The 21,785-nt window shown below is 50.0% G+C and carries 13 protein-coding genes; 1 reads left to right on the top strand and 12 read right to left on the bottom strand.

The features are described 5' to 3' along the window. Window positions 1-441: 441 nt before the first annotated feature. The 5 genes from FE296_RS10780 to FE296_RS10760 form a co-directional block, all read right to left on the bottom strand. Window positions 442-3,861, bottom strand: a complete 3,420-nt coding sequence (locus FE296_RS10780; RefSeq protein ID WP_150364950.1) for an SbcC/MukB-like Walker B domain-containing protein — start codon at window positions 3,859-3,861, stop codon at window positions 442-444. Continuing rightward, window positions 3,858-5,042: an exonuclease SbcCD subunit D gene (locus FE296_RS10775; RefSeq protein WP_150364949.1), complete on the bottom strand. Its 1,185-nt coding sequence runs from the start codon at window positions 5,040-5,042 to the stop codon at window positions 3,858-3,860. Before FE296_RS10775 ends, FE296_RS10780 begins: the two co-directional genes overlap by 4 nt. 59 nt (window positions 5,043-5,101) lie before the next feature. Next, the gene (gene addA, locus FE296_RS10770; protein ID WP_150364948.1) at window positions 5,102-9,529 is read right to left on the bottom strand and encodes a helicase-exonuclease AddAB subunit AddA; all 4,428 of its coding nucleotides are present in this window, start codon (window positions 9,527-9,529) and stop codon (window positions 5,102-5,104) included. Next, window positions 9,526-13,029: a helicase-exonuclease AddAB subunit AddB gene (gene addB / locus FE296_RS10765; protein WP_150364947.1), complete on the bottom strand. Its 3,504-nt coding sequence runs from the start codon at window positions 13,027-13,029 to the stop codon at window positions 9,526-9,528. Before addB ends, addA begins: the two co-directional genes overlap by 4 nt. 429 nt (window positions 13,030-13,458) lie before the next feature. Next, a complete protein-coding gene (locus FE296_RS10760) occupies window positions 13,459-14,835 on the bottom strand; it encodes a class I SAM-dependent rRNA methyltransferase (RefSeq protein ID WP_150364946.1) in 1,377 nt (458 codons plus the stop codon). Window positions 14,836-15,411: 576 nt separating this feature from the next. On the opposite strand from FE296_RS10760, the gene FE296_RS10755 reads away from it, so the two are divergent. After that, window positions 15,412-16,413, top strand: coding sequence for a Na/Pi cotransporter family protein (locus FE296_RS10755; protein WP_150364945.1), 1,002 nt, complete (start codon window positions 15,412-15,414; stop codon window positions 16,411-16,413). A gap of 63 nt (window positions 16,414-16,476) precedes the next feature. On the opposite strand, the gene FE296_RS10750 is transcribed toward FE296_RS10755, so the two are convergent. From FE296_RS10750 to FE296_RS10720, 7 genes are all read right to left on the bottom strand, one after another. Beyond that, window positions 16,477-16,911: an NUDIX hydrolase gene (locus tag FE296_RS10750; RefSeq protein ID WP_150364944.1), complete on the bottom strand. Its 435-nt coding sequence runs from the start codon at window positions 16,909-16,911 to the stop codon at window positions 16,477-16,479. 113 nt (window positions 16,912-17,024) lie between these two features. Continuing rightward, complete coding sequence (gene mtaB, locus FE296_RS10745) at window positions 17,025-18,371, bottom strand: tRNA (N(6)-L-threonylcarbamoyladenosine(37)-C(2))-methylthiotransferase MtaB (protein ID WP_124115970.1); 1,347 nt, start codon at window positions 18,369-18,371, stop codon at window positions 17,025-17,027. Between the two features lie 2 nt (window positions 18,372-18,373). Further along, complete coding sequence (locus FE296_RS10740) at window positions 18,374-19,138, bottom strand: RsmE family RNA methyltransferase (protein ID WP_150364943.1); 765 nt, start codon at window positions 19,136-19,138, stop codon at window positions 18,374-18,376. 138 nt (window positions 19,139-19,276) lie between these two features. Then, entirely contained in the window at window positions 19,277-19,957 is a 681-nt protein-coding gene (locus FE296_RS10735) for a site-2 protease family protein (RefSeq protein ID WP_150364942.1), read from the bottom strand. Between the two features lie 3 nt (window positions 19,958-19,960). After that, window positions 19,961-20,926, bottom strand: coding sequence for a 50S ribosomal protein L11 methyltransferase (gene prmA / locus FE296_RS10730; protein WP_150364941.1), 966 nt, complete (start codon window positions 20,924-20,926; stop codon window positions 19,961-19,963). A 190-nt stretch (window positions 20,927-21,116) separates the two neighbouring features. Continuing rightward, window positions 21,117-21,509: a hypothetical protein gene (locus tag FE296_RS10725; protein WP_105599752.1), complete on the bottom strand. Its 393-nt coding sequence runs from the start codon at window positions 21,507-21,509 to the stop codon at window positions 21,117-21,119. Further along, window positions 21,502-21,681: a YfhD family protein gene (locus FE296_RS10720; protein ID WP_017687220.1), complete on the bottom strand. Its 180-nt coding sequence runs from the start codon at window positions 21,679-21,681 to the stop codon at window positions 21,502-21,504. The genes FE296_RS10725 and FE296_RS10720 overlap by 8 nt, the downstream gene beginning before the upstream one ends. Between the last annotated feature and the right edge of the window lie 104 nt (window positions 21,682-21,785).

The following is a 21,785-nucleotide window of genomic DNA, read 5'->3' as shown; positions in this document are numbered from 1 at the left end:
GCGAATTGACACTACTGACGAGAAAACACAAAAAAGAAGCACCCCGTGAGCGGCTTCCTTGGAAGGCTGCTGCGCGGACATCTATTCAGGAAACGTCCTGATCAGATGTCCGCCGGGGTACTAAAATAAAGTTTGTCGGCTTAACTGTAGTATAACAGCGGGATGAACCTGTATCTGTGATGTAACTCACTCCGCTAAGTTATAAAAGCAAGAAAAGAAATATTTTCACAAAAATAATATTCGGTAATAGTGCGTGTTTAAAAAAGGCGGTTTTCAGTATCAAAAAGACGCTTATTTCGGCTGAATTCCATATTCGATGTTGATGATGCCGCTAGGCACCATTCGTAATCAAAAGCGGACTTTTTGAACAACCTCTAATATTCATTTTGCATGGACTATTAGAGGCGCTTCTATGATCTATATTGCTTACACATTTGCCCTCTACAGAGTCTCCAAGACCACACGTGAGCCGTTTCCGGCCTCCCCTGCCGGAATTACCACAAGTTTGCGCGGCAAGCGTGCACGCAGTTCAGGCACGTGACTGATTACACCAACAGCCAATCGGTCGTCATGCAACTTTTCCAAAGATGTAATGACGGTATCCAACAGTTCAGGATCAAGGGTACCAAACCCTTCATCCAGGAAGAAGAATTGAAGTGGGTACTGACCTCGCAGCTGAATCTGGGCCGACAGTGCCAAGGCCAGCGACAATGAGGTCAAAAACGTCTCGCCACCTGACAACGTTGATACCGGTCGTTTGACTCCCCCGTTGGCATCATCACAGATCACAAAACCACCACCGGAATCCACCTCCAGTGAATAACGTTGTTTGGTCAGGAAACGCAGACGCTGAGATGCCGCATGACTAACCTGCATCAGTTGTTCTTCGGCAATATACTCAACAAAAGCATTGCCTCTAAACGCGGATTGCAGCTTGCTCAGCAGTTCGCCTTGACGGCTGACCTCCACCCGCTTGTTCTCAAGTTCGGTCCAGCGAACATGTCGCTGCTCCACATCCTCCAGATCACGTTCTGCACGTGCTTTGGCACGAAGGGCAGCTTCATCCTCAATCCGGACCTGCTGCAAACGTACGGTGCAGGCTAACCACTGTTCCTCCGATACGACAGCTCCATCCAGTTTTTGTTCCAATTCACGCAACTGGGATGCCAGTTCACGCTCACGTTCACGGTGTTGCTTGATCTCCCCTGCCAGTCGCTCTGCTTCCTCGGAAGGAATTGCCGCAGACACAACAGCATCATCCGAGTCAAACGGGGATTGTTCCAGCAATTGCTTCCACCGTTCCTGTGCCTGTTGCAGATGTTCTGTGGCCGAGGCGGCTGCCTGCTGAGCCATAACGTCTTTCTTGGCTGATTCCTGCTTCAGCGTGTCCGCCTCTTTGAAGCGTTGTGCCGAGTCCGAAGCTGTTTTCCGCAGTCCATCCAGACGAGCCTGAGCCGAAGCAATCAGATCTTCTACCCGCTTCTCTCCGACCCATTGGCGCAAGCGTTCTTCCTTCTCGGCCAGCTGTTTGCTATTGCCCTGCCACTCCGTTTGCCACTGAATCAGTTGTTTGTCCAATTCAACCAGCTTCTGCTGGAGAGATTGAATGATTTGGTCTTTTTCCTCAAGGAACGTCACGCTTTTATTCAGACGTTCCTTGATGTCTTCGGCGCGTGCGTCGCGCTCCTGCATCGCCTGATAGAGGGCCTTGGCCTCCTCCTGAGCGATGCCCGGCAGTTCCGCGGCCCAGCGGCCCTGCAAGGCAGCCGCAGCGGCCTCGCTCTCGGCCAGCTTGCGCTCCGCCTGGGCGAGCCCGGCACGGCCGGCCTCTTGCGCAGCTGCCGCTTCCATGCGGCGCTGCTGCGCGCCCACAGCCGCCTGCTGCAACGCGGCGGCTTCGGCCTGGAGCGGCGCTGCTGCGGCACCCAGCGCCTGCGCGGCTTCGCGCAGCGCCGCGGCACGCGATGCCCAGCCTGCCGGGGAGCGCCCGTGTTCGGGCGCTCCGGCGGGCTCGGGCTCCGCTGCCGAAGGCGCGGCCTCGGCTGCGGCAGGAGCTTCGCCGGCCGCAGCGCCAAGCTGCGTCAGCAGGCTGCGACGTTCGTGCAGCTGCTGGCGCAGCCCAAAGCGCAGCTCCTGCAGCTCCGCGTGCAGGCTGCGCAGCAGTTCCAGGTCCGCATCGCCTGCGTGCGGACCTTCTCCCGGCGGCGCAGCCGGGAGTGGGTGATGCGGCGAGCCGCACACCGGGCATGGCTCGCCGTCGTGCAGCTCGGCGCGCAAGGCGGAGGACAGCCGGTGCAACTCCTGCTCACGCATTGTGGCACGCAGCTGTTCCTCCGCAAGGGCCAGCAAGCTTTGTTCCCGGCTAATATCCTGCTCACAGGCAAGCAAGGCCTCAAGACCTGCTGACGCCTGTTCTACCAGATGCTGACGCTGATCACTCAGGCGTTTTTCTTCCTCAGCCGCCGCTTTCAGCTTGTCGGCTCCCTGTTCTGCCGACTGCTTATAGGCTTGCATGTCAGCCTTGTTTTGCTGCAACTGCTCCGCGGCAGTATCCACACGATGTTTCAGTTCAAGCGCAGCTTGAAGTTGCCTGCGTTCCTCTGACTTCACTTCATTTGGCTTGAGGCTCTCCTGTAGTTCCTCACGCCGTTTGCGCCCGCGCTGCTGCAGCTCCTTTTCTTTCTCAAGCTGCTGTCCAAGTGCAGTCTGTTCGCTTCGCCCCTTTTCCAGAAGCTGCGCGAGGCGTGAGCAATCGGCCTGAAGCCCGTCTCGTTCCCGTTGAAGCTCTTTCGCTTGTTCAAGTTGCTCCAGGCGCAGCAAAAGTTTCGGTTCTTCCTCAGTCATTTGCTTGCGTGCCGTCTCAGCCTTCTCCGCTTCCTGAACAGCCAGACGCTCATGTTCCAGTGCTTGCTGATGAGCTGTCTCGGCGGTATCCTGCCGTTGCTTCTGTGTAGCCTTGGCATCTCGAACCGTCTGCAGCGCAGGCAGTATTGCATCTGCCGCAACGGATTGTTTCAGCCGTTGTTCGCCTGCCTCTATCTGTGGTTCCAGTGCTTTCAGCTTCTGCTGTTCATCCATCCGGGCCTGCCGTTCGTTACTTAACTCACGAATTTTGCCCAGCTGTTCAGCTTCCTTCGCAGCTTCATCCAGCGCTTTGCGGGACAATTCAGACTGCTGAACAGCGGTTTGAAGAAGACGTTTCGTTTCTTCGAGCGTCTCCTTGCTGGCATTGCCCAGTCCCTGTTGCTCCGCAGCAAGAGATTGGTGAACCATATCATTATCCTTGACCCGCCGGCTTAATTTGATGGCCAACTGGTCCCCATATTTCTCCAAGTGGAATAATCGTTGCAGCATCTGGCGACGTTCACTGCCTTTGAGTGACAAAAACTCGGCAAACTTCCCTTGCGGAAGCACCACTGCCCGTGTAAAATCATCCATCTTCAAACCGATCACATCTTCAACGCAGCGATTCACATCTGCCAATTTGTCGGCAAGTACCTGTTCTTCGCCATTAACCGTCTCTATGAATTTGCTGATCGTGTTACTCACCGACACTTCATTATTTCGTTTGAATCGTCGCTCTACACGAAATCTTCGAGTCCCCTCTGCCGACATCAGTTCAAATGTAAAAGCAACCGACAACGAATCCTCTGCATGGTTCATAATACCTTGCGTCCCATTCACCGCACGTTCCACTTTTCCGTACATGGCGAGTGTGATGGCATCGAGCAAGGAAGATTTACCACTACCCGTTGGACCGAAAATACCGAATAGTCCCGTCTCCGTCAGCACGGTAAAATCAATCTCCTGCATCTCCCGATAACTTTGCAGTCCGGCAACTTTTAATAGAATTGGCTTCATCTTTCCTCGACCTCCTCACGCACACCTGGCTCGTCTTCATCCACAAGTTCCAGGAAAAGCTGTACCAGGCTGTCTTCCGGCTGTGCACCACCCGTCTGACGCTGATAAAATTTACGGAACAGTTCGTGGACCGGCAGCTCGGATCGTTGTTCCAAAAGCCCTGCTGCAGCCATTTCGGGATACACCGGGCGAATATGAATGATACCTTCATGTGATTTTCGCAGCTGCTGAATCTCCTTCAGGGACATCGCCTCGTCCAGCCACACTTCCATGTCGATAAAAGCCTGTGGATCACGTCCCTCATCCAGCCAGCGATATACTTCTGCCAGACCACCACGCGCCTGCCAACGAACAAGCGGACGCCCGGATGTTAACAAAACTTCCTCTACCTGTGCAGCTCCGCCCGGTGCCAGATCAACCATCGTGACAGACTTGCTCTGCCCTGCTTCCGAGAAGCTGTAAGCCAGCGGAGAGCCGCTATATCGAATCACACCGTCTCCTTTGACAGCCTGTGCACGATGAAGATGCCCAAGCGCCGTGTATTGCGCACCAGTCGATAAAGACGAAGGATCCACCGTGTAGGCCCCACCGATCTGAATCGGACGTTCCGAATCACTCTCAAGACCGCCGAGCACATAGATATGACTCATGGCCAAGTTCACGGTATCCGGGCGAAAAGAAGCTGCCAGACGCTGCATTAACATCCCCACACGGTGACTGTATGCCTGACGAAGCACATTTTCGTCCCCATCTGTTGTCAGCAGTTCATTCAATCTGGCTTCAGAAGGATAAGGTAATGCGGCAATCTGTGCAATTTCTCCGGTTCGCTTTGCATGGATAGTCACCGCTTCTGAAGTAGGCATCCCTACGAGTGTGATGCCCTGTCTGTTCACAAGCGGAGTCACAGAAGCCACACGCTCTGGCTGATCATGATTTCCTGCAATCACCACGAGGGGTCTTCCATGCTCCGTCAGACGCGCTGCCGCTTCATAAAAAAGTTGTTCCGCCGCTGCGGGAGGATTCACCGAATCATACACATCTCCGGCCATCAATATGGCATCCGCCTGCTGCTCATCAGCCAACCTGACGAGTTCATCAACGAAATCTTCCTGTTCACGCAGTCGGCTTCGTCCTTCCAGCGTTTTTCCCAAATGCCAGTCCCCTGTATGCAAAATACGCATCGTCCGTTCCACCCCTCTCCCATATGAAATCCATGGTTTTAAATTCCGATCCAGTTCTTTTACAATTCCACTGCATGTCCACCATCAAAAAAGTACAGCCATTTCCGGTCAACTTTCCGACCCAATATATCTTCAATGGCCCGTCCATACAGATCCAGCTGGAAGCGATAATTTTTGGTGAGTTCATCCAAACCACCACGATGCTCCAATACCCGATCCGTCTTGTAATCAAGCAAGACAAGCTCGCCGTCCACCTCATACAGGCAATCGATAATCCCCTGTACAAGCACGGTTTCATTTTCAATCGTTGCCTGCATTTTGCTATCTTCTTTTAGCACCTGTATATCTGAGTTCGCCGCCCGTTCATGAAGCCATTCCACTGGAGACTGATGTGCCGGAAGTCCATACACAAACGGAATCTCCCGTTTCACCCACGCTGCACGCATTAATTCTTTCCCTGGTTCTGTATTGAAAAATCCGGCCAGTTCTTCAGGTTCAATAGCCGCAGCATGATGGGGCAGCAAAATCTGAAGCTTAATCAACCGCTCAATCGTCTGTTCAATAAGCTGTGTATCAACGGATGAACCATCTATAGGAAAATGCTGCATCAACGTATGATACACATTCCCCCGTTCTGCCCCTGTCAGCTGCGTTGCCTCCATGAATTTCGGACGACGCAGGTGCAGTTTGAAAGACGTACCCCCAGATCCCGCATCCGGAAGGTTCACCGTACCGTTTGAATCTGCCCCTGATCCAGTCTTACGCTCGTTAGATTCATCGGATACGCCACGTAGTACATGGCCTGCTTCATCTTTGGTGTAATTGATTCCTGGGGTGTTGTGAGCCAATAATTTCTCAGATTGTTCGCCCAGTTCCTCCATCACCTCTACGGACTGGATGTCCTGCATCGCAAGTAACGTTTTCAACTCCGTGACAGAAGTACTGGCTGCTACTTGAGTTGCTGCTTCATAGGGGTACGTCCATGAAAGCCGTTGATCAACCTCGTTGATCAGCCGTGTCTCCTCTTGTTGAAGAGCTACTCTATCTGCACCTTCATCTCCAATGTTTTGGTTAGCCGTATCTTGTGCACTCTTCGTAAGCTCTCCTACAGTTGATGATGGAATCAGCTCCACAGGCTGAACGGCTTTTAGCGCAGCAATTCGTTCTTTCCGTACCTCAGTCATTCCGTCTTCTTCTCCGAGTGTCTGATCCACCACATGGTCACGGGATACCTGATCGGCGGAAATAATAGAGATCGCCCATCGTGATTGATCATCTGCAAGACAGGCTGAGAACGAATCATTGCTTCCAGCAAGTTCACGCAGCACAACCGCATCTGGATGTCTCATCAGGGATGGTCCAATCCAGTCCAGGTAACTCCGTCCAGCAGCAAGCAGATAGTCTGGCAATGCCAGTTCAGGACTATCTTTGACCTGAGACCACGCCAGCGCTTTTTTCGCGGCATCTTTTACAGTACCCAGCAGAATCATTTTCTCTTTGGGACGGGTCAACGCAACATACAGCACACGCATCTCTTCAGCAAGCAGTTCAAATTGCGCACGACGACGAATCGCCAGATTGGCTAATGTAGGATAGGCAACCCGGTTCTCGCGATCCACAAACCTCGGACCAAATCCCAGTTCCTTATGCATTAGAAACGGTGCGTTCAGATCCTGCTGATTGAACATCTTGGATATGCCACCGACAAAGACAATCGGAAACTCCAGACCCTTACTCCGGTGAATCGTCATGATACGTACAGCGTTGTCCTGCTCACCGGAACTACCCGCTACAGTCCCCAGGTCTCCCCCGTTTTCCCGCAGTCTGGAGACATAGGTCAGGAAACGGAACAAGCCACGATTTGCAGTTGATTCCTCATATTGTCGTGCGCGATCGTACAATGCCTTAAGATTACTTTGACGTTGCAATCCTCCGGGAAGACCACCAACCCAGTCTAAATACCCGGTTTCTCGGTACATACGCCAAATCAGTTCACTTAGACTGCCTTGTCTTGCCTCAAGTCTCCACTGCTGCAATTGACGCATAAAGCGTATTAACTTTTGCTGCAACGCCGAGCCTGAGATCTCCGTTATACCCATATCCTCGCTTGCATGTCCAGCAACACCAGCATCTTGCATTCCATCTGTATGGACTCTATGCACATCGAATTCATATCCATCATCCAGGATCTCTGCCTCGACAGAAGCGGCTGTCTCCCGCTGTCCCTGTTCCATCTCTGACCAGGCTTCCGGCCACTGCAACTGGACGATATTGGAATCAGAATGATTATCCTGCCGGGATTGTTGTCCGGCATTAGTGGAAGAATCGCCCCATTCTCCAGCAGCCGATATAACTGCATCGTAGAATGAATGTCTTTTGTCACCGAGCCGAATCTGTGCCAGTTCTTCTTCATCCAGTCCTACAATCGGGGAACGAAGCACGGAAGCAAGCGGAATATCCTGCCTTGGATTATCAACAAGCTGAAGCAGAGACATCATGATTTCCACTTCTGTAGCCTGAAAATAACCCTTGCTCTGTTCTCCGCCAGCAGGAATTCCCTGCTGTCTGAATTCCTCAATCATGAGCGGAGCCCACATCAAGGTCGAACGCAGCAAGATGACCATGTCACCGTAACGTGCCGGGCGCATCGTTTGCAGGGCTTTGTCATATACATGGAGGGCAGGTTTGTCCGTATCCCCAACCATCTCACGAATACGCCTTGCGATCGCCCGCGCTTCCAACTGGGCTGTTTCAAGTTCGGCACTCTCCAGATCTGCGGAGACCGATGCATCCCCATTTTCATCCGTACTCTCTGTCAGATCAGGACCACCGCCCTGACGATCGATCAGCATAAGTTCAGGTGTATACGCCTTATCACCAAGCGTTTCTGACGGAAACGTAGCCCCATATGCCAGTTGAGCTCGTTCATCGTAAGCAATCTCTGCTACACCTTCGTTCATGAGTTGCCGGAATATCATATTTACCGAATGCACGACTTCCGCACGACTGCGGAAATTCCGTGCAAGATCAATACGTTGACCTGTAGGATGCAAACGATCTTCCACTATTCCATCTTCACGTGTGCTCGCTCCATATTGGCGATACTTGTTCATAAACAAACCTGGCTCAGCCAACCGGAAACGGTAGATACTCTGTTTGACATCACCGACCATGAATCGGTTACCCGGGTTTTCTCTGGAGATCAGTTTCACGATATCTTCCTGAACCGTATTGGTATCCTGATATTCATCAAGCAACACTTCATCGAATCGCGAACGGTACTCCATAGCCGCATCGGAAGGCATCGACAGTTCAGGCGTTGAATCCTCATGTCGCAAAATGTGAAGACAGTAATGCTCCAGATCACTGAAGTCAACTTGCCCACGTTCCTGTTTGGCCTGTCGATAACGTTCTCCAAATGTACTAACCAACCTCGATAACTCCTGCATGAGTGGTGCCGCTTGCTCCAGCTCCTGCCAGAACGAAAACGCACTTCTTCCGAACAATGAACCTTTCAGGTTGATAACTGCCTTTTTCGCAGCCTCACGGAGTTCCTTCACCTGATCTTGTAAAGCAGGGTCCGTTTGATCCTTTTTACAGGGTTTCAGTTTGCCAAATGCAGCGGGTTGAAACACTTCAGGCAACCTTTCCCATGGCATAACCTGGGCCGCAGACAACAGCTCTTCTACCATCACCAGGTCTTCTTTTAACGTATCCGCATAAGGTGCCGGACCTTCAGGCTGCATGGAAATATGGATGCCTTGACGGAGCAGTCCTGCTGCACCACTCAAAGCAAGAGCCGCATCACGCAAAATACTCTGAACCCATGCTGAATGTCCAAGTGCCTCCACACTTTCCACCTGAAAAGCAGATGCCATCTCTGAGAGCCAATGATCCGGCCAGGAATGACTGCGGGAGAAATCATACAATCGTTGCACCAGTCGATGCATCGCATCATCATTTCGTTCTCCACTGAACCAGTCCACCAATTCGCGGAATGTACTGCCTTCATCTTCTTCGCCATACTTTTCCTCAAAAAGTTCTTCGAGCAGTTCCTGTCGCATAATTTCCGCTTCATTTTCATTCAGGATACGAAAAGCCGGGTTCAACGGAATTTGCTGATAGTAACGGCGAATGACTTCCATACAGAATGAATGCAGCGTTGTAATAGATGCCCGTCCAAGCAGCGACAGCTGCTTGCGCAGATGCTCTTCTCCAGGCTGTTCTTCCAGCGCACGTTCCAGCGCTTCCCGAATCCGTTGTTTCATCTCGGCGGCGGCGGCTTTGGTAAACGTAGCTACAAGCAAGCGATCCACACTGAAACCTTGGGAGGGATCTGCGATCTTGCGAATAATTCGTTCAACCAGTACAGCTGTCTTGCCTGATCCCGCCGCAGCGGCAACCAGAATGTCTTCTCCGCTTTCGGAGATGGCACTCCACTGGTCATCACTCCAGAAGCTTCCTTCCGGTTTTGGCATATTCGTCATGATGTTTCCCCTCCCTTGGTGTGAGATAACATATCCCAGATTTGCTGTTTACCCGGTTTGGACAACAGGTTGTATTCATTTCCTTCTATATTCTCATCAAACTGACATACAGGCTTATACGGACAGAACGTGCATGCCACTTCCTGTTGAATACGATAAGGCTCAATGGCCACATCCCCATCCGTAATCCGGGTACCAATCTCGCGGATATTACTGCGAACCGAAGCAAGCAGCGTATCCCATTGCTCTGGCGTAGCTACAGCGGCGCTGCTATAAAAGCTGCCATCTGCTTTAAGGGCAACCGGAATAATGGCTGAATACCCCTTATCCAGGGTGTTGTCCATTTGTGCGATTGCATCCCGGTCTGCCAGCAGCAAACCTTTCATTTTGAACCGTTTCAGCAGTTCTTGCCCTGCCTGCTCCGATGTCATGCCGTTTGCGGATTGTAACAGCGGGTTATGCACATGGAAATACAGCGTTCCTCCAGGCATCGCCGTTTCTCCAAGCCATTCCTCTGCAGCACTAAGCAGCACCTCCAGATAGGTGAGCATCTGCAATGACAGCCCATAGTACACTTCATGTAACTTGAGGTCCGTCTGGCTTGATTTATAGTCAATGACACGCAAGAGCAGACCATTCTCGCCTTCTGCCACATCCACACGGTCAATCCGACCCACGATCTCCATCACACATCCGTTCTCCAGTTCAAAACGCAGTGGCGGCAGTGTTTTATCCGGTCCAAAATCAAGCTCCAGCCCAATCGGTTCAAAACTTCCACGTCTGGACTGTTCACCGAGAATAACGGATGCCCGGCTAACAATGTCCTTCAATTTGCGGAAAATATAACCGTATCGCTTGGTGCTTAGCAAAATCTCCCCTTGCAGCTGTGGAGCAATCTGCTCCACCGTTTGCTCGGCTTCCTGACGGCATTGATCTGGAGTCAAACTGCCCCAACTACGATTTTCTTCGCGCAACCGCATAGCCAGCTGGCTTAGTGCAGCATGAAACAGCTGTCCGATATCAGGAGCCTGAAGGCGGTACAATTGCCGTTCTTTGAGACGCAGCCCATGCGAGGCAAAATGGGAGAACGGACAAGCTACGAACCGCTCCATTCGTGAGACACTCGTCCTTACCTCTGTGCCATACAGTCTGCGACTGGTGGCTGTACGTAGTGGTAATGCTCTATTACGATAAAAGATCGATCCCATCAACCGCTCCAGCTGAGGTCTGCTTGTCTCTCGAGATACATGCCAATTGTAGACCACCCACCACATTTCAGGAATGTCTTCTCCGCGGCGCCATTTGCGCAATTGTCCAATGAGCGTTGACAGACTCTGACCCGGATGGGTGACATAGGACCAATGCGCTTCTTCTGAGTTCGCAACCGGTGGTTGAGCGAGCAATGGCTGTTCTTGTAGACCAAACATTTTCCGTACATGGCGGACAATCTCGGAAGGAAGCAGTGCTTTTCCCTCATCATCAGCAACCGGGTAACTCAGCCACAACTGGCTGCTTGCCGCTGTAAGTGCCGTGTAGATCAGAAAACGTTCATCCAGCATCTGCCTTGTTGCACCTGGTCCAAGCGCCATGCCACGTTCCGCCAGTAACGCTCTCTCCAGTTCCGTTAATACGCCATCATCCTGAGGTACGGCGGGTAATTCACCATCAACGGCGCCAAGGATAAATACGTATTTGATGTCCTGAAGGCGTGTACGGTCCATGGAACCGACCAATACCTGATCAAGTGCTGGTGGTACCAGACCCAGCTTCAGTTCCGTCAATCCGGTCTCAATCATCCCGGCAAACAGAGTGATATCCAGCCGTTCATTCCCCATCATATCGACCATCTGATCCAATAAATCCAGCACAGCTCCCCACATCTGCCGATGTTCTCTCGACCGTTCGGGGTCACCTTGAGACTTAGCTTCAGCAGACATGTTCTCCAGCTTCCATGGGATCTCAGCATCTTCCAGCAGTCTGTATAGTGCCTCGCACTGGGCTTTGGCTGTCTTTGCCTTTTTCATTCGTTTCTCAAAAACACCCAAGGAATCTGTAATGACCGTTCGGCAGCTCTCCATTAAAGAAAGCATTTGGTCCCGTCCTCGACTACGGCCATCCTGACCGTTGTCTTCCAGCGACAGGCTTGGTACATACTTCCACGGTTTGCCGTCAGTCCAGCGATACCCGTGAATACCACAAGCCAGTACATAATTCTCAAGCTGGTCCATATCTTCACGAGTGATGGAACCATCACGCGGAAGCAGCAGATCCGTTTTGACACAGCGAAATACATCCTCGTAACGCCAGTGGCGCCGAACAATATCCAGTGCGGAACGGATAAACTCGGATAATGGATGATGAAGTTCATTTCTTCTGCGGTCAAGAAAGACGGGTACGTCATAATCCCTGAATAGAGGTTCAGCTATATCAGCGTAGGTATCCAACTGACGAACAAGTACCGCCATATCCCGGTAACGCGCACCTTCGTTTTGTGCCAGGCGCCGCATCTCACGCAGTGCCCCCTCCATCTCAGCTCGTCGGTTCTCCGCTGCAACCAGTCGGATTCCGGAATCAAGGCCTTCACTTTTCCAACGAATTGGACGGTCGAAACCAGCCTCCAGATGAGCAAGTCCCGGACGATCCTTGTATCTCGGTGGAATCTCCGAATCTAGCACGGTTATATCGCTCCGTATACCCAGTTCGTCAGCCATCCCTTTCAAGCGCGCATAGGCACTTGCCGTGGGATAGAACAGTTCCAGTTCTCCAGGCAGTGCGCCGTGATCATAAGGACGATCCAATGTCAGTGCAATCGTCACGGAAGAGGACTGCAACATCAATCGACCAATCACACTCATCTCCTGTGGCGTGAATCCCTGAAAACCATCAATCCAGATCTGGGCATCCTGCAGCAATGCACTTTCCGACAAACGATCTGTCAGCTCGGTCAACGTGTCTTCATCATCAATATATAAATTGGTCAGTTCTTGTTCAAAGTCACGATATATCAGATTCAAGTCATGCAACTTGTCCTCCAAAATTGGCGAAGTGGATGAGGTATTCCCTCCAGACAGCCCTTCTTCCAGCAATGATGGATCAACTTCATAACGCTTAAATTCACTATATAAGTTATTTAATTCCCCTATAAACCCCAGCTGGCTGCCGGATGCACCAAACAGCTTTAATTCTTCCTTACGGCGCTGGATTACTTTGTAGAGCAGCATCTTTTTGCCTTCGGCTCCGATCGGAATACGAGCGGAACCGCCGGCTTCCTGCATTACGCGGTAGGCTAAGCGGCGAAAGCCGAGTACTTCTGCACGCATGGTACCTTTAATTGCTCCAGAAGACACCAATGCCTGCTCTGTTCGAAAGGAACTCTGTTCCGGCACGAGTAAAATCAAAGGGTTACCTTGCGGTTCTTGTTGAAGCAGGGATGTAATTTCCCGGGTAATCAGCGAGCTTTTGCCGCTGCCTGCCCGGCCAATAACAAAACGAACGGACATGTCTAATCCTCCAAACCACACGTACAAGATTTTAATTCCCAGTATAACATATCTGACTTGGTTCGGAACATACGTTTGCCACTATCCGGTAAAACCGGAGATCATCTCCGTTAACACAGCAAGACAGCAAAAAGCCCGCAGCTAGCACACTGTGGACTTTTGACTTGATCTATAGATTAAATTAAAGATAATTTACACTTGCCACTCCGATGACAGAACAACCCTCCGATCGCTGTTATTCCCAGATTTTCTTGATTCAATTTTAAAAAGTGAAAAAATCCGAGAATAAAGGCGAAGATTATGCTTTCGAAGCAGCTTTCCTTCAGAAAGCTTTTAGCTCCACATCTTCAGGTTATTTCTGTCCTCTACGTTCTCGTGTAAATCTTTAGTCCAATCTATACAGTTAAATTAGAACGGAAATCATACCGATTAATTCTTTTTACTGCGCACTTCGAAAATAGCAAATTTCAGGTAATGTCCTTCATCCACGCCCAAAATTTGCGGATGATCCTTACCGGCTGCCTTCCAGTCGATTAGACGCAGCACTTTTCCTGCATCTTCTGCTGCATCGGCAATCGTATCCAGGAAAAGGTCAGGACGCATGTGATACGAACAGCTGGCTGTTACCAAATATCCGCCCTCATTAACCAGTTTCATTCCTTGCAGGTTGATATCCTTATATCCACGGCATGCACCTTTAACTGCTGATTTCGTTTTGGCAAATGCAGGAGGATCAAGGATGACTACATCAAATGTTTTACCGCCAGCTGCCAGCGCTTTGGATGTATCCACTTTCTGTTCGCCTGCACGCGCACGTGCGGTACGTTCATCCAGCCCCTTCACTTGTTCACGCAAGTACTGGAATGCATCAGCAACTACGAATTCGACCCGGTCGGTGAAACCGTTCAGCTCCACATTTGTTCGTGCACTCTCAATGGCATGCTCCGAAATATCAAGACAAGTCACTTTTTTGGCTCCATACTTGCAAGCATTCAACGTAAAGCTTCCCGTGTGTGAGAAACACTCCAGTACGGTGGCACCGTCCCAATAAGGGAATGTAACTACCTTACCGCTTTTATTCACAGGCAACAGCTGCTCTGTGCCATCCTGCTCGGTCGTTTGTAGTGTGATTCCACTCTTGTAGCCCCAACCCTTCATGAGCGGTTCGATGGCAGCACGATTCTCGCGTTGGTCGAAGAAGTAACCTGTCTTCTGCCCTTCCACAATATCCACTTTAATGAGTAATCCATTTTCTGTAACTGTGACATGCCGTGGGCACTCTCCGTACAGTGGACCTTTGGTCTGCTCCAAACCTTCGAGTTCACGAATCGGGACATCACTGCGCTCATATATACCTTCCGGCTGCATCACTTCAATGAGTGCTTGTACAATGGCTTCACGGCAACGATCCATACCAAGTGTAAGCAACTGTACAACGAGGATGCTACCGAACCGGTCAACGATCAATCCTGGCAGAAAATCAGCTTCGCCATAAACGAGACGGTATGCCTCTCCATCCTGGATAAAACGTTCCCGATGACGCAAGCAATCGCGGAAACGCGCTGCAAAGAACGCCGTATCCATCTGTTCAGACTCCAAGGGTTGATACGCTACAACTCTTACAGTGATCTGAGATGCGGGATTGTAATATCCTGTCGCCAGATAGCGACCTTGATGATTCAATACATTGACCAGATCTCCCGGCTCAGGGTTTCCGTCAACAGAGGCAATTTCGTTGTTAAATATCCATGGATGTGCATGTTCAAGCCGCTTTTTGCGACTGCGTTCGAGTGTAACTGATGGCAAGGTAGATCCACTTCCTTTAATTTAATAGTTCAAAAGATAGGTTTGGTTCGGCGCGTAGGTGGCGTTTCGGTCACGAATCGATCTTCCGATCGCTGTTGTCTCCAGATTTTTTTGATTCCCTTTTTTAAAGGGAAAATCCGGAGACAAAGGCGCACGCTTCGCTTCTTCGGTAACAATTTCGTCTTCTTCGCTACGTTTGCACGAATCACCGTATCTTTCGAATTGGGGCGGGTAATTTAGACGCTTCAGCCGCCGATTGGTACTTTGGTCGCTTTAATTAAATGATGTAACGGTTACGGATTGGTTCTGAGCGTTGCTATTCTTTTTTGAGACTCACCTAATCAAAAAAGTCTTAAACAACCGCCACATACACGTGCTACTCGCTTCTTCAGATTCCAATCCGTCCCATCCACTACGCTTGCACGAATCACCGTATCTTTCGAAATGGGGTGCGGCAATTGAAATACTTGAATTGTGGGAGGCTGGCTTCCCTCTGATTTCCTTTAGGCTTGTCATGGTTGTCTCTATTTACTCATAGGATGAGGTAAGGAACCGGACGGAAGGAATGATGTTTCTATGTTTAGAGATGTGATATTGCCCCTGCTGTATGGGCTTATTATCTTTTTTGGTGGCATGAAGCTGATGGAGACGGCCTTGCAGCGTATGGCAGGTCCCATGTTGGCAGGTTGGCTCAATCGTGCCACCTCTGCTCCATGGAAAGGCATGGCCTTCAGTGCGGGTGCAACGGCCTTGTTACAGAGCAGTACTGCGGTCACCGTACTCACCATTGGACTGGCTAATGCCCGATTAATCACCTATGGACGCACACTCGGCATCATCCTCGGCACCAACATTGGGACCTGTCTGACGACGGAGCTGGTAGGACTGCAGATCGGGCGTGCTTCCCTGCCATTGCTTGTCCTGTCGCTGACGGGCTGGGCCATGTTTGTTGTGCTTGGTGAACGCAATATGGCCGCTCCTGAACACACGCGCCGGACTCTGTTTAACATCCAGTACAGCTTCCTGGCAGCTGCAGGATTTGCACTGGTCATGACAGGCATACAGGTGATGCAATCCATTGCGTTGCCACTGCGGAGCATGGGTGTATTTCAATGGTTTCTCGACCGCTCTGCTGACAGCTTATGGTGGGGCTTCCTGGCAGGTGCCTGTCTGACAGCGCTCATTCACAGCAGCGCAGCTGTCATTAGCATGGCGATTACGCTCGCAGCCACAGGGGTATTGCCTGTGGAGATCGGTATCGCCATTCTGATCGGGTCCAATGTGGGGACCTGCATCACCGCTGTGATTGCTGCCGCGGGCGGAGCATCCGCAGGCAAATTTGTCGCAGCCTCCCATGTTGTATTAAACATTGCGGGAGCGCTGCTGTTTATGCCGCTGATCGGCCAGCTGCATGCAGCTTCGGCCTGGCTGTCAGCGGACAACGGGGCACAGATTGCGCATGCCCAGACCCTTTTTAACATCACCAGTTCACTGCTTGCTTTACCGTTCTGTTACTTGCCAATCTGGCACAAAAAACCACCGGTCCACGCCCCCGCGGCGAAGTCACCCGTGGCTTGATGATCTGCCTATCCATACCCACAGAACATGCGGATAACTGACTCGAACTAGAACTACAATGCGTTATACGTAAATGCCTAACTTGTTCAGGGCTACACGCAAGATATCATCGTTATTATCATATCCGCTCTGCTGCTGTAAGGACCATGCTTCTTCCGGAGCATACCAATCCACACCCTTGATTTCTTCAATCTGAGGCTGTAGATCACCACTCTCGGCTTCAACGAGATAATAATGGACTTCCTTGTCCACCGGGCCAAAATCTGCATGTTGGTACGTGTAAGCAATGATATCGACTGGCTCTACAATGCGACCCACCATACCTGTCTCTTCCAAAATCTCGCGCAGTGCCGTCTGTTCGATTGTTTCTCCATCTTCCATTTTGCCCTTGGCGAGAGTTGTTTTACCATAACGATCTACGATAAGCTGAATTTGAAGACGTCCGTCTTCCCCTGTTCTATAAACAACTCCGCCTGCTGAAATTTCTTTTTTGTTCATCGTGCTCTCCCCCATCAACTTCGATATCTTTATCTTATTTTTTGCAAAAGAAGGACCTCATCTCCCCGGGTAAGCTCCCCAAGGAAATGAAATCCTTGTTTCTGACGCCTCGATCACATCGCGGCGGACTTCAGATTCTCTTCCAACACACGTACCAGCGTAGCCTGACTCTCGTTGACGCCGGCTTCAACCACTTTGACTCGGCATACTTTACCGACCATATCCATCGTTCCGTCAAAGACCAGTTGAATGTAGTTGTCGCTGTAACCGTGCAGCTTGCCACTTCCCTCACGACCCTTGGCTTCACCTTCCGGAATAACATCAAGTACCTGTCCAACAAACTGCTTAGCGTACTCCAGCTGCATCTGCTCAGACAACTCAATCAGTTCATGCACACGTGCATTTTTGATCTCTTCGTCCACCTGATCTTCCATTCGTGCTGCTGGCGTACCCGTACGCTTGGAATAAGGGAATACATGCATTTCGGAAAAACCGATCTTTCGCATCAACTCATAGCCATTACGGTACATCTCATCCGTCTCACCTGGAAATCCAACAATGATGTCTGTTGTAATCGCTACATCCGGCATTGCTTCCCGAATGCGAAGCATCTTGTTATAAAACTCTTCTGTCGTATATTTGCGGCGCATGCGTTTCAACACCGTATCATCCCCCGCTTGCAGCGGAATATGGAAGTGACGAACGAGTTTATCCGAACGTTTGATCACGTCGAGCATGCGGTCATCGATCTGGCTGGCTTCAATCGAGCTGATTCGAATACGCTCCAGTCCCTCTACCTTATCCAAATCCCACAGCAGGTCGGTCAGATCATAGTTCTCCATGTCATCGCCATACCCACCTGTATGAATACCGGTCAGAACAATCTCCTTGTATCCGGCGTGTACGAGTTGATGCGCCTGTTGAATAATGCTGTTCGCTTCCCGACTACGTGAGAGACCACGAGACCACGGAATGATGCAGAATGTACAGAAGTTATTGCAACCATCCTGAATCTTCAGGAATGCGCGGGTACGATCAGCAAAATCAGGTACATCCATCTCTTCAAACACACGGGTTTTCATAATATTACGCACCGCATTAACCGGTTGACGGGACTCCTGAATTTCATTAACATATGGCAAAATCTTGTCACGGTCCTGTGTACCGATAACCAGATCCACCCCTGGGATGTCCAGAATCTCTGCCGGAGAAGTCTGCGCGTAGCAGCCTGTAACGGCCACGATCGCCTCCGGGTTGCGCCGAATGGCACGACGAATAATTTGACGGCTCTTTTTGTCGCCGGTATTGGTTACTGTACAAGTATTAATCAAGTATACATCCGCTGTCTGTTCATCAAAGTCCACTTGATCGTAACCTTCGTTTTTGAACAATTGCCAAATCGCCTCTGTATCATAGAAATTAACTTTGCAGCCTAAGGTGTAAAACGCCACGGATGGCATAATTACATTCCTCCCATTTCTCCGGATTCATATAACACGCAAGTTAGTGCTGCCATTCCAGCTGTCTCAGCACGCAAAATGCGTTTGCCCAGTCCAACAGATACAGCACCTGCCTGATCAGCCTCTGCCGTCTCCTTCTCAGAAAATCCACCTTCCGGTCCAACCACGATCAAAACTTCTGCACTTGCATCAGGTGCAAGCTGCTCAACAAACGGTTTCAATGCATCTCTCAGCTGTTTACCGTTTTCCTTCTCATAACAATAACATACCAGGCTATAGCCCTCAAAAGAAGATAACAGCCCTTTCCAGGAAAGCGGCTGCTCGACGGAAGGAATGCGATTCCGGTGACTCTGTTCGGCAGCTTCCTTGGCAATTTTCCGCCAGCGCTCCAACCGTTTGCCTTCTTTCTTGGCATCATATTGCACAATCGTACGTTCTGATAGGAAGGGTACAAAGGATACCGCCCCAATCTCTGTACATCTCTGGATCACTGTTTCCATCTTGTCACCCTTGGGCAAACTCTGTGCCACAGTTACACGAATCCGTGCTTCACGGTCCATCTCGAGAGGTTCCACAATATTCGCTGTCACTTGGCCAACTTCAATGGTCTCAATTTCCACGAGTGCTTCTCTGAAGTTTCCGTCACTGACAATCAGTTTATCTCCAGGTTTACCACGCATGACCTTGCCGATATGGCGTGCATCATCACCTGTGATGATCACAGCGTGTTCATTAAACTGTTCTGCAGATACAAAATATCGCTGCATTAGTCAATCCACCCATTCTGTCCTGTTATGACTGGAATTCACCCCGCCTAATGACAAGCGTGAATCCAATCGCCACAGATGATCATACAACTTTTACGTGTTTCTGACCAGTATTCCGGTCCAATACAAGATGCGCTTTTAGCGATATAGTTCAATAACCAGACCTACTAGATCCATATACATGTTATTTGCAAAAATATATAACGGTTGAATCGTTACAGCCTGCAATGGCGGGATAACCAGAATCAGCAGGAAAATAAAGATGGACCATTGTTCCACACCCTGCAGCTTGCGACTGAGGGGCCTCGGCAATACATCTTCAAGAATACGATAACCATCCAATGGCGGAAGAGGAATTAGATTAAACATAAACAGGAAAAAGTTCGTTATGCTGAACATAGGCAAAAACGTCATCAGTGCTGTAACTACTCGCTCATTCTCAATATTTCCCAGTACGCCTGATCCAAACAGGAAACCATAGACAATGGCACCAATAATAGCGAGCAACAGATTACTCAGAGGACCTACAACAGATACGATTGTCCCCATCAATCTTGGCTTGTCAAAATTCGCACGGTTTACAGGAACTGGACGAGCCCAACCAAAGCCGGCAATAACAAGCAGGAGCACACCCAGCAGATCAAAGTGTACGACCGGATTCAGCGTAACCCTTCCTAGCAGCTTAGCTGTTGGATCACCGAATTTGTTGGCAAAATACGCATGTGAGAATTCATGAACTGTAAATGCAATCAGGATGGTCAGTAGGAAGAATGGTAACTGATCAATCGGAAGGCGGAAGAAGCGATCCAGAAAGTCCATACGTTACCCCTTTCTGGCTACATACGCCAGCCAATCCTCATCACGGTGGATCGCACTCACTTCAAACCCCGAGGCTACCAGTGCATCATGTACAACCTGCTCTTTGTTCTTCCAAATGCCTGATACAATATAGGTCCCACCAGACTCAAGCGCATTATAGACATCGTCTACGAACAACAAAATGATTTCAGCCAGAATGTTCGCCACGACAACCTTAACCGGTAGTTGTACACCAAGCGCAGGGTCTTGACTCCCAAGGACGGACAACAGATCACTTTCTTTAACCGTAATTTGTTGCTCCAGCCCATTCAGTTCCACATTCTCCCTGGCACTGATTACCGCAACCGGATCAAGATCGAGCGCCAGTACATGTTTTGCGCCAAGTTTTATCGCTCCAATAGCCAAAATTCCAGAACCTGTACCTACGTCAATAACTTCCTCGCCGCCCTGAATAACCGTTTCCAGTGTGCGCAAGCAGAGGGAGGTCGTTGGATGTGTTCCTGTACCAAAGGCCATGCCTGGGTCAAGCTCAATAATTTTCTCATCCGGACTTTCTGGCGTATACTCTTCCCACGTTGGTTTGATCGTCAGACGTTCCGATACACGTACCGGCTTGAAATATTGCTTCCAGGCTGTTGCCCAGTCATTTTCATCCACTGTACGCGTCTCATAACGAACCTCACCTGTATCAATTCCGAATTCAGAGAGTTCCTCAACTCTAGGATTAACTTCTGACTGCAATGCAACCATATCCGTTCCTTCGGAGAAGTACCCTTTGATGACCGCAAAGCCTTCCGGAATATCATTCAAAGGAACGTCGTATAACTCACCATATGTCGTGTCCCGTTTTTTATTTAAAGTACCGGACTCTTCAATCGAAACCCCTCCAGCACCCGCTTCATGTAAAAAATTCGAAATCATCTCCACAGCTTCTTCTGTGGTATGTATTGTTAGTTCATGCCATAACATACTTGGTTTTTCCTCCTCATTTTTCAAACATCCCAACTATTGTACTACACAAGCTAGCCGGAGCACAAAGCCGCACCAGTAAAAGAAAAACAAAACAGGATATCCGCAGCCTGACTGCTCGAATATCCTGTCATCTATTCATACATATCTGTTTCATTTACTTCAGCATTTTGCAACATTCGAATCTCACTTAGCAAAAACGTCCACCATTCTGTGTGATCATCTCTGCGGCTTGCGGGAGCGAATCGTTGGATACGGACACGGTAAGCAAAATTTCCTGTTTTAGCCTGTTTGCCGAATCCTCTTCGGGTGTATCATACACCTGACCATTGGACAACATTTCCGTGTCATCACTAATCAGGGCAAGTACATTCAATTCGCCACTAAATCCTCCGACGACGGCTGTAGGAGAATTATCGAAGCCCTTAACATCGTTTGAATCCAATGCAGACGATTCATTGCCAAGACTCTCTATACTCAATTGGTTTGGGTGCAACAATTCCAGGGCTCTGCGTGCAGACTCGGCCTCAGTCCAGCTTGTAAAAACAGCTTCGAGGGTCACTGCCGAGCGATCTTCAGTCATGAAGCTCCCGTCCCTGACGTCGATCAGCCGCCTCACTGCGGCGTAATGCTTCTATATCTTCATGATCCGCAGCTTCAGCGCTGAATTCCACGTCCTCATTTTTCGCGGATTGCATACGTTTCATCTTTTCCGTTTTCGTTAAAATCTTGCCTGGACGTTCATGTTCTGCCATTGTAATGCTCCTCCTTCAAATTAAAATGAACTAATACGTGTTACACTGTAACACTCCGATTGTAGTCCCATCCTCCGATCGCTGTTATCCCCAGATTTTTTTTA

This window comes from Paenibacillus sp. UASWS1643 (genome assembly GCF_008693195.1).
GTDB classification, from domain to species: Bacteria; Bacillota; Bacilli; order Paenibacillales; family Paenibacillaceae; genus Paenibacillus; species Paenibacillus amylolyticus_B.
The sequence above is the reverse complement of the archived record's forward strand: the minus strand, read 5'-3'. Positions and strand labels throughout refer to the sequence as shown.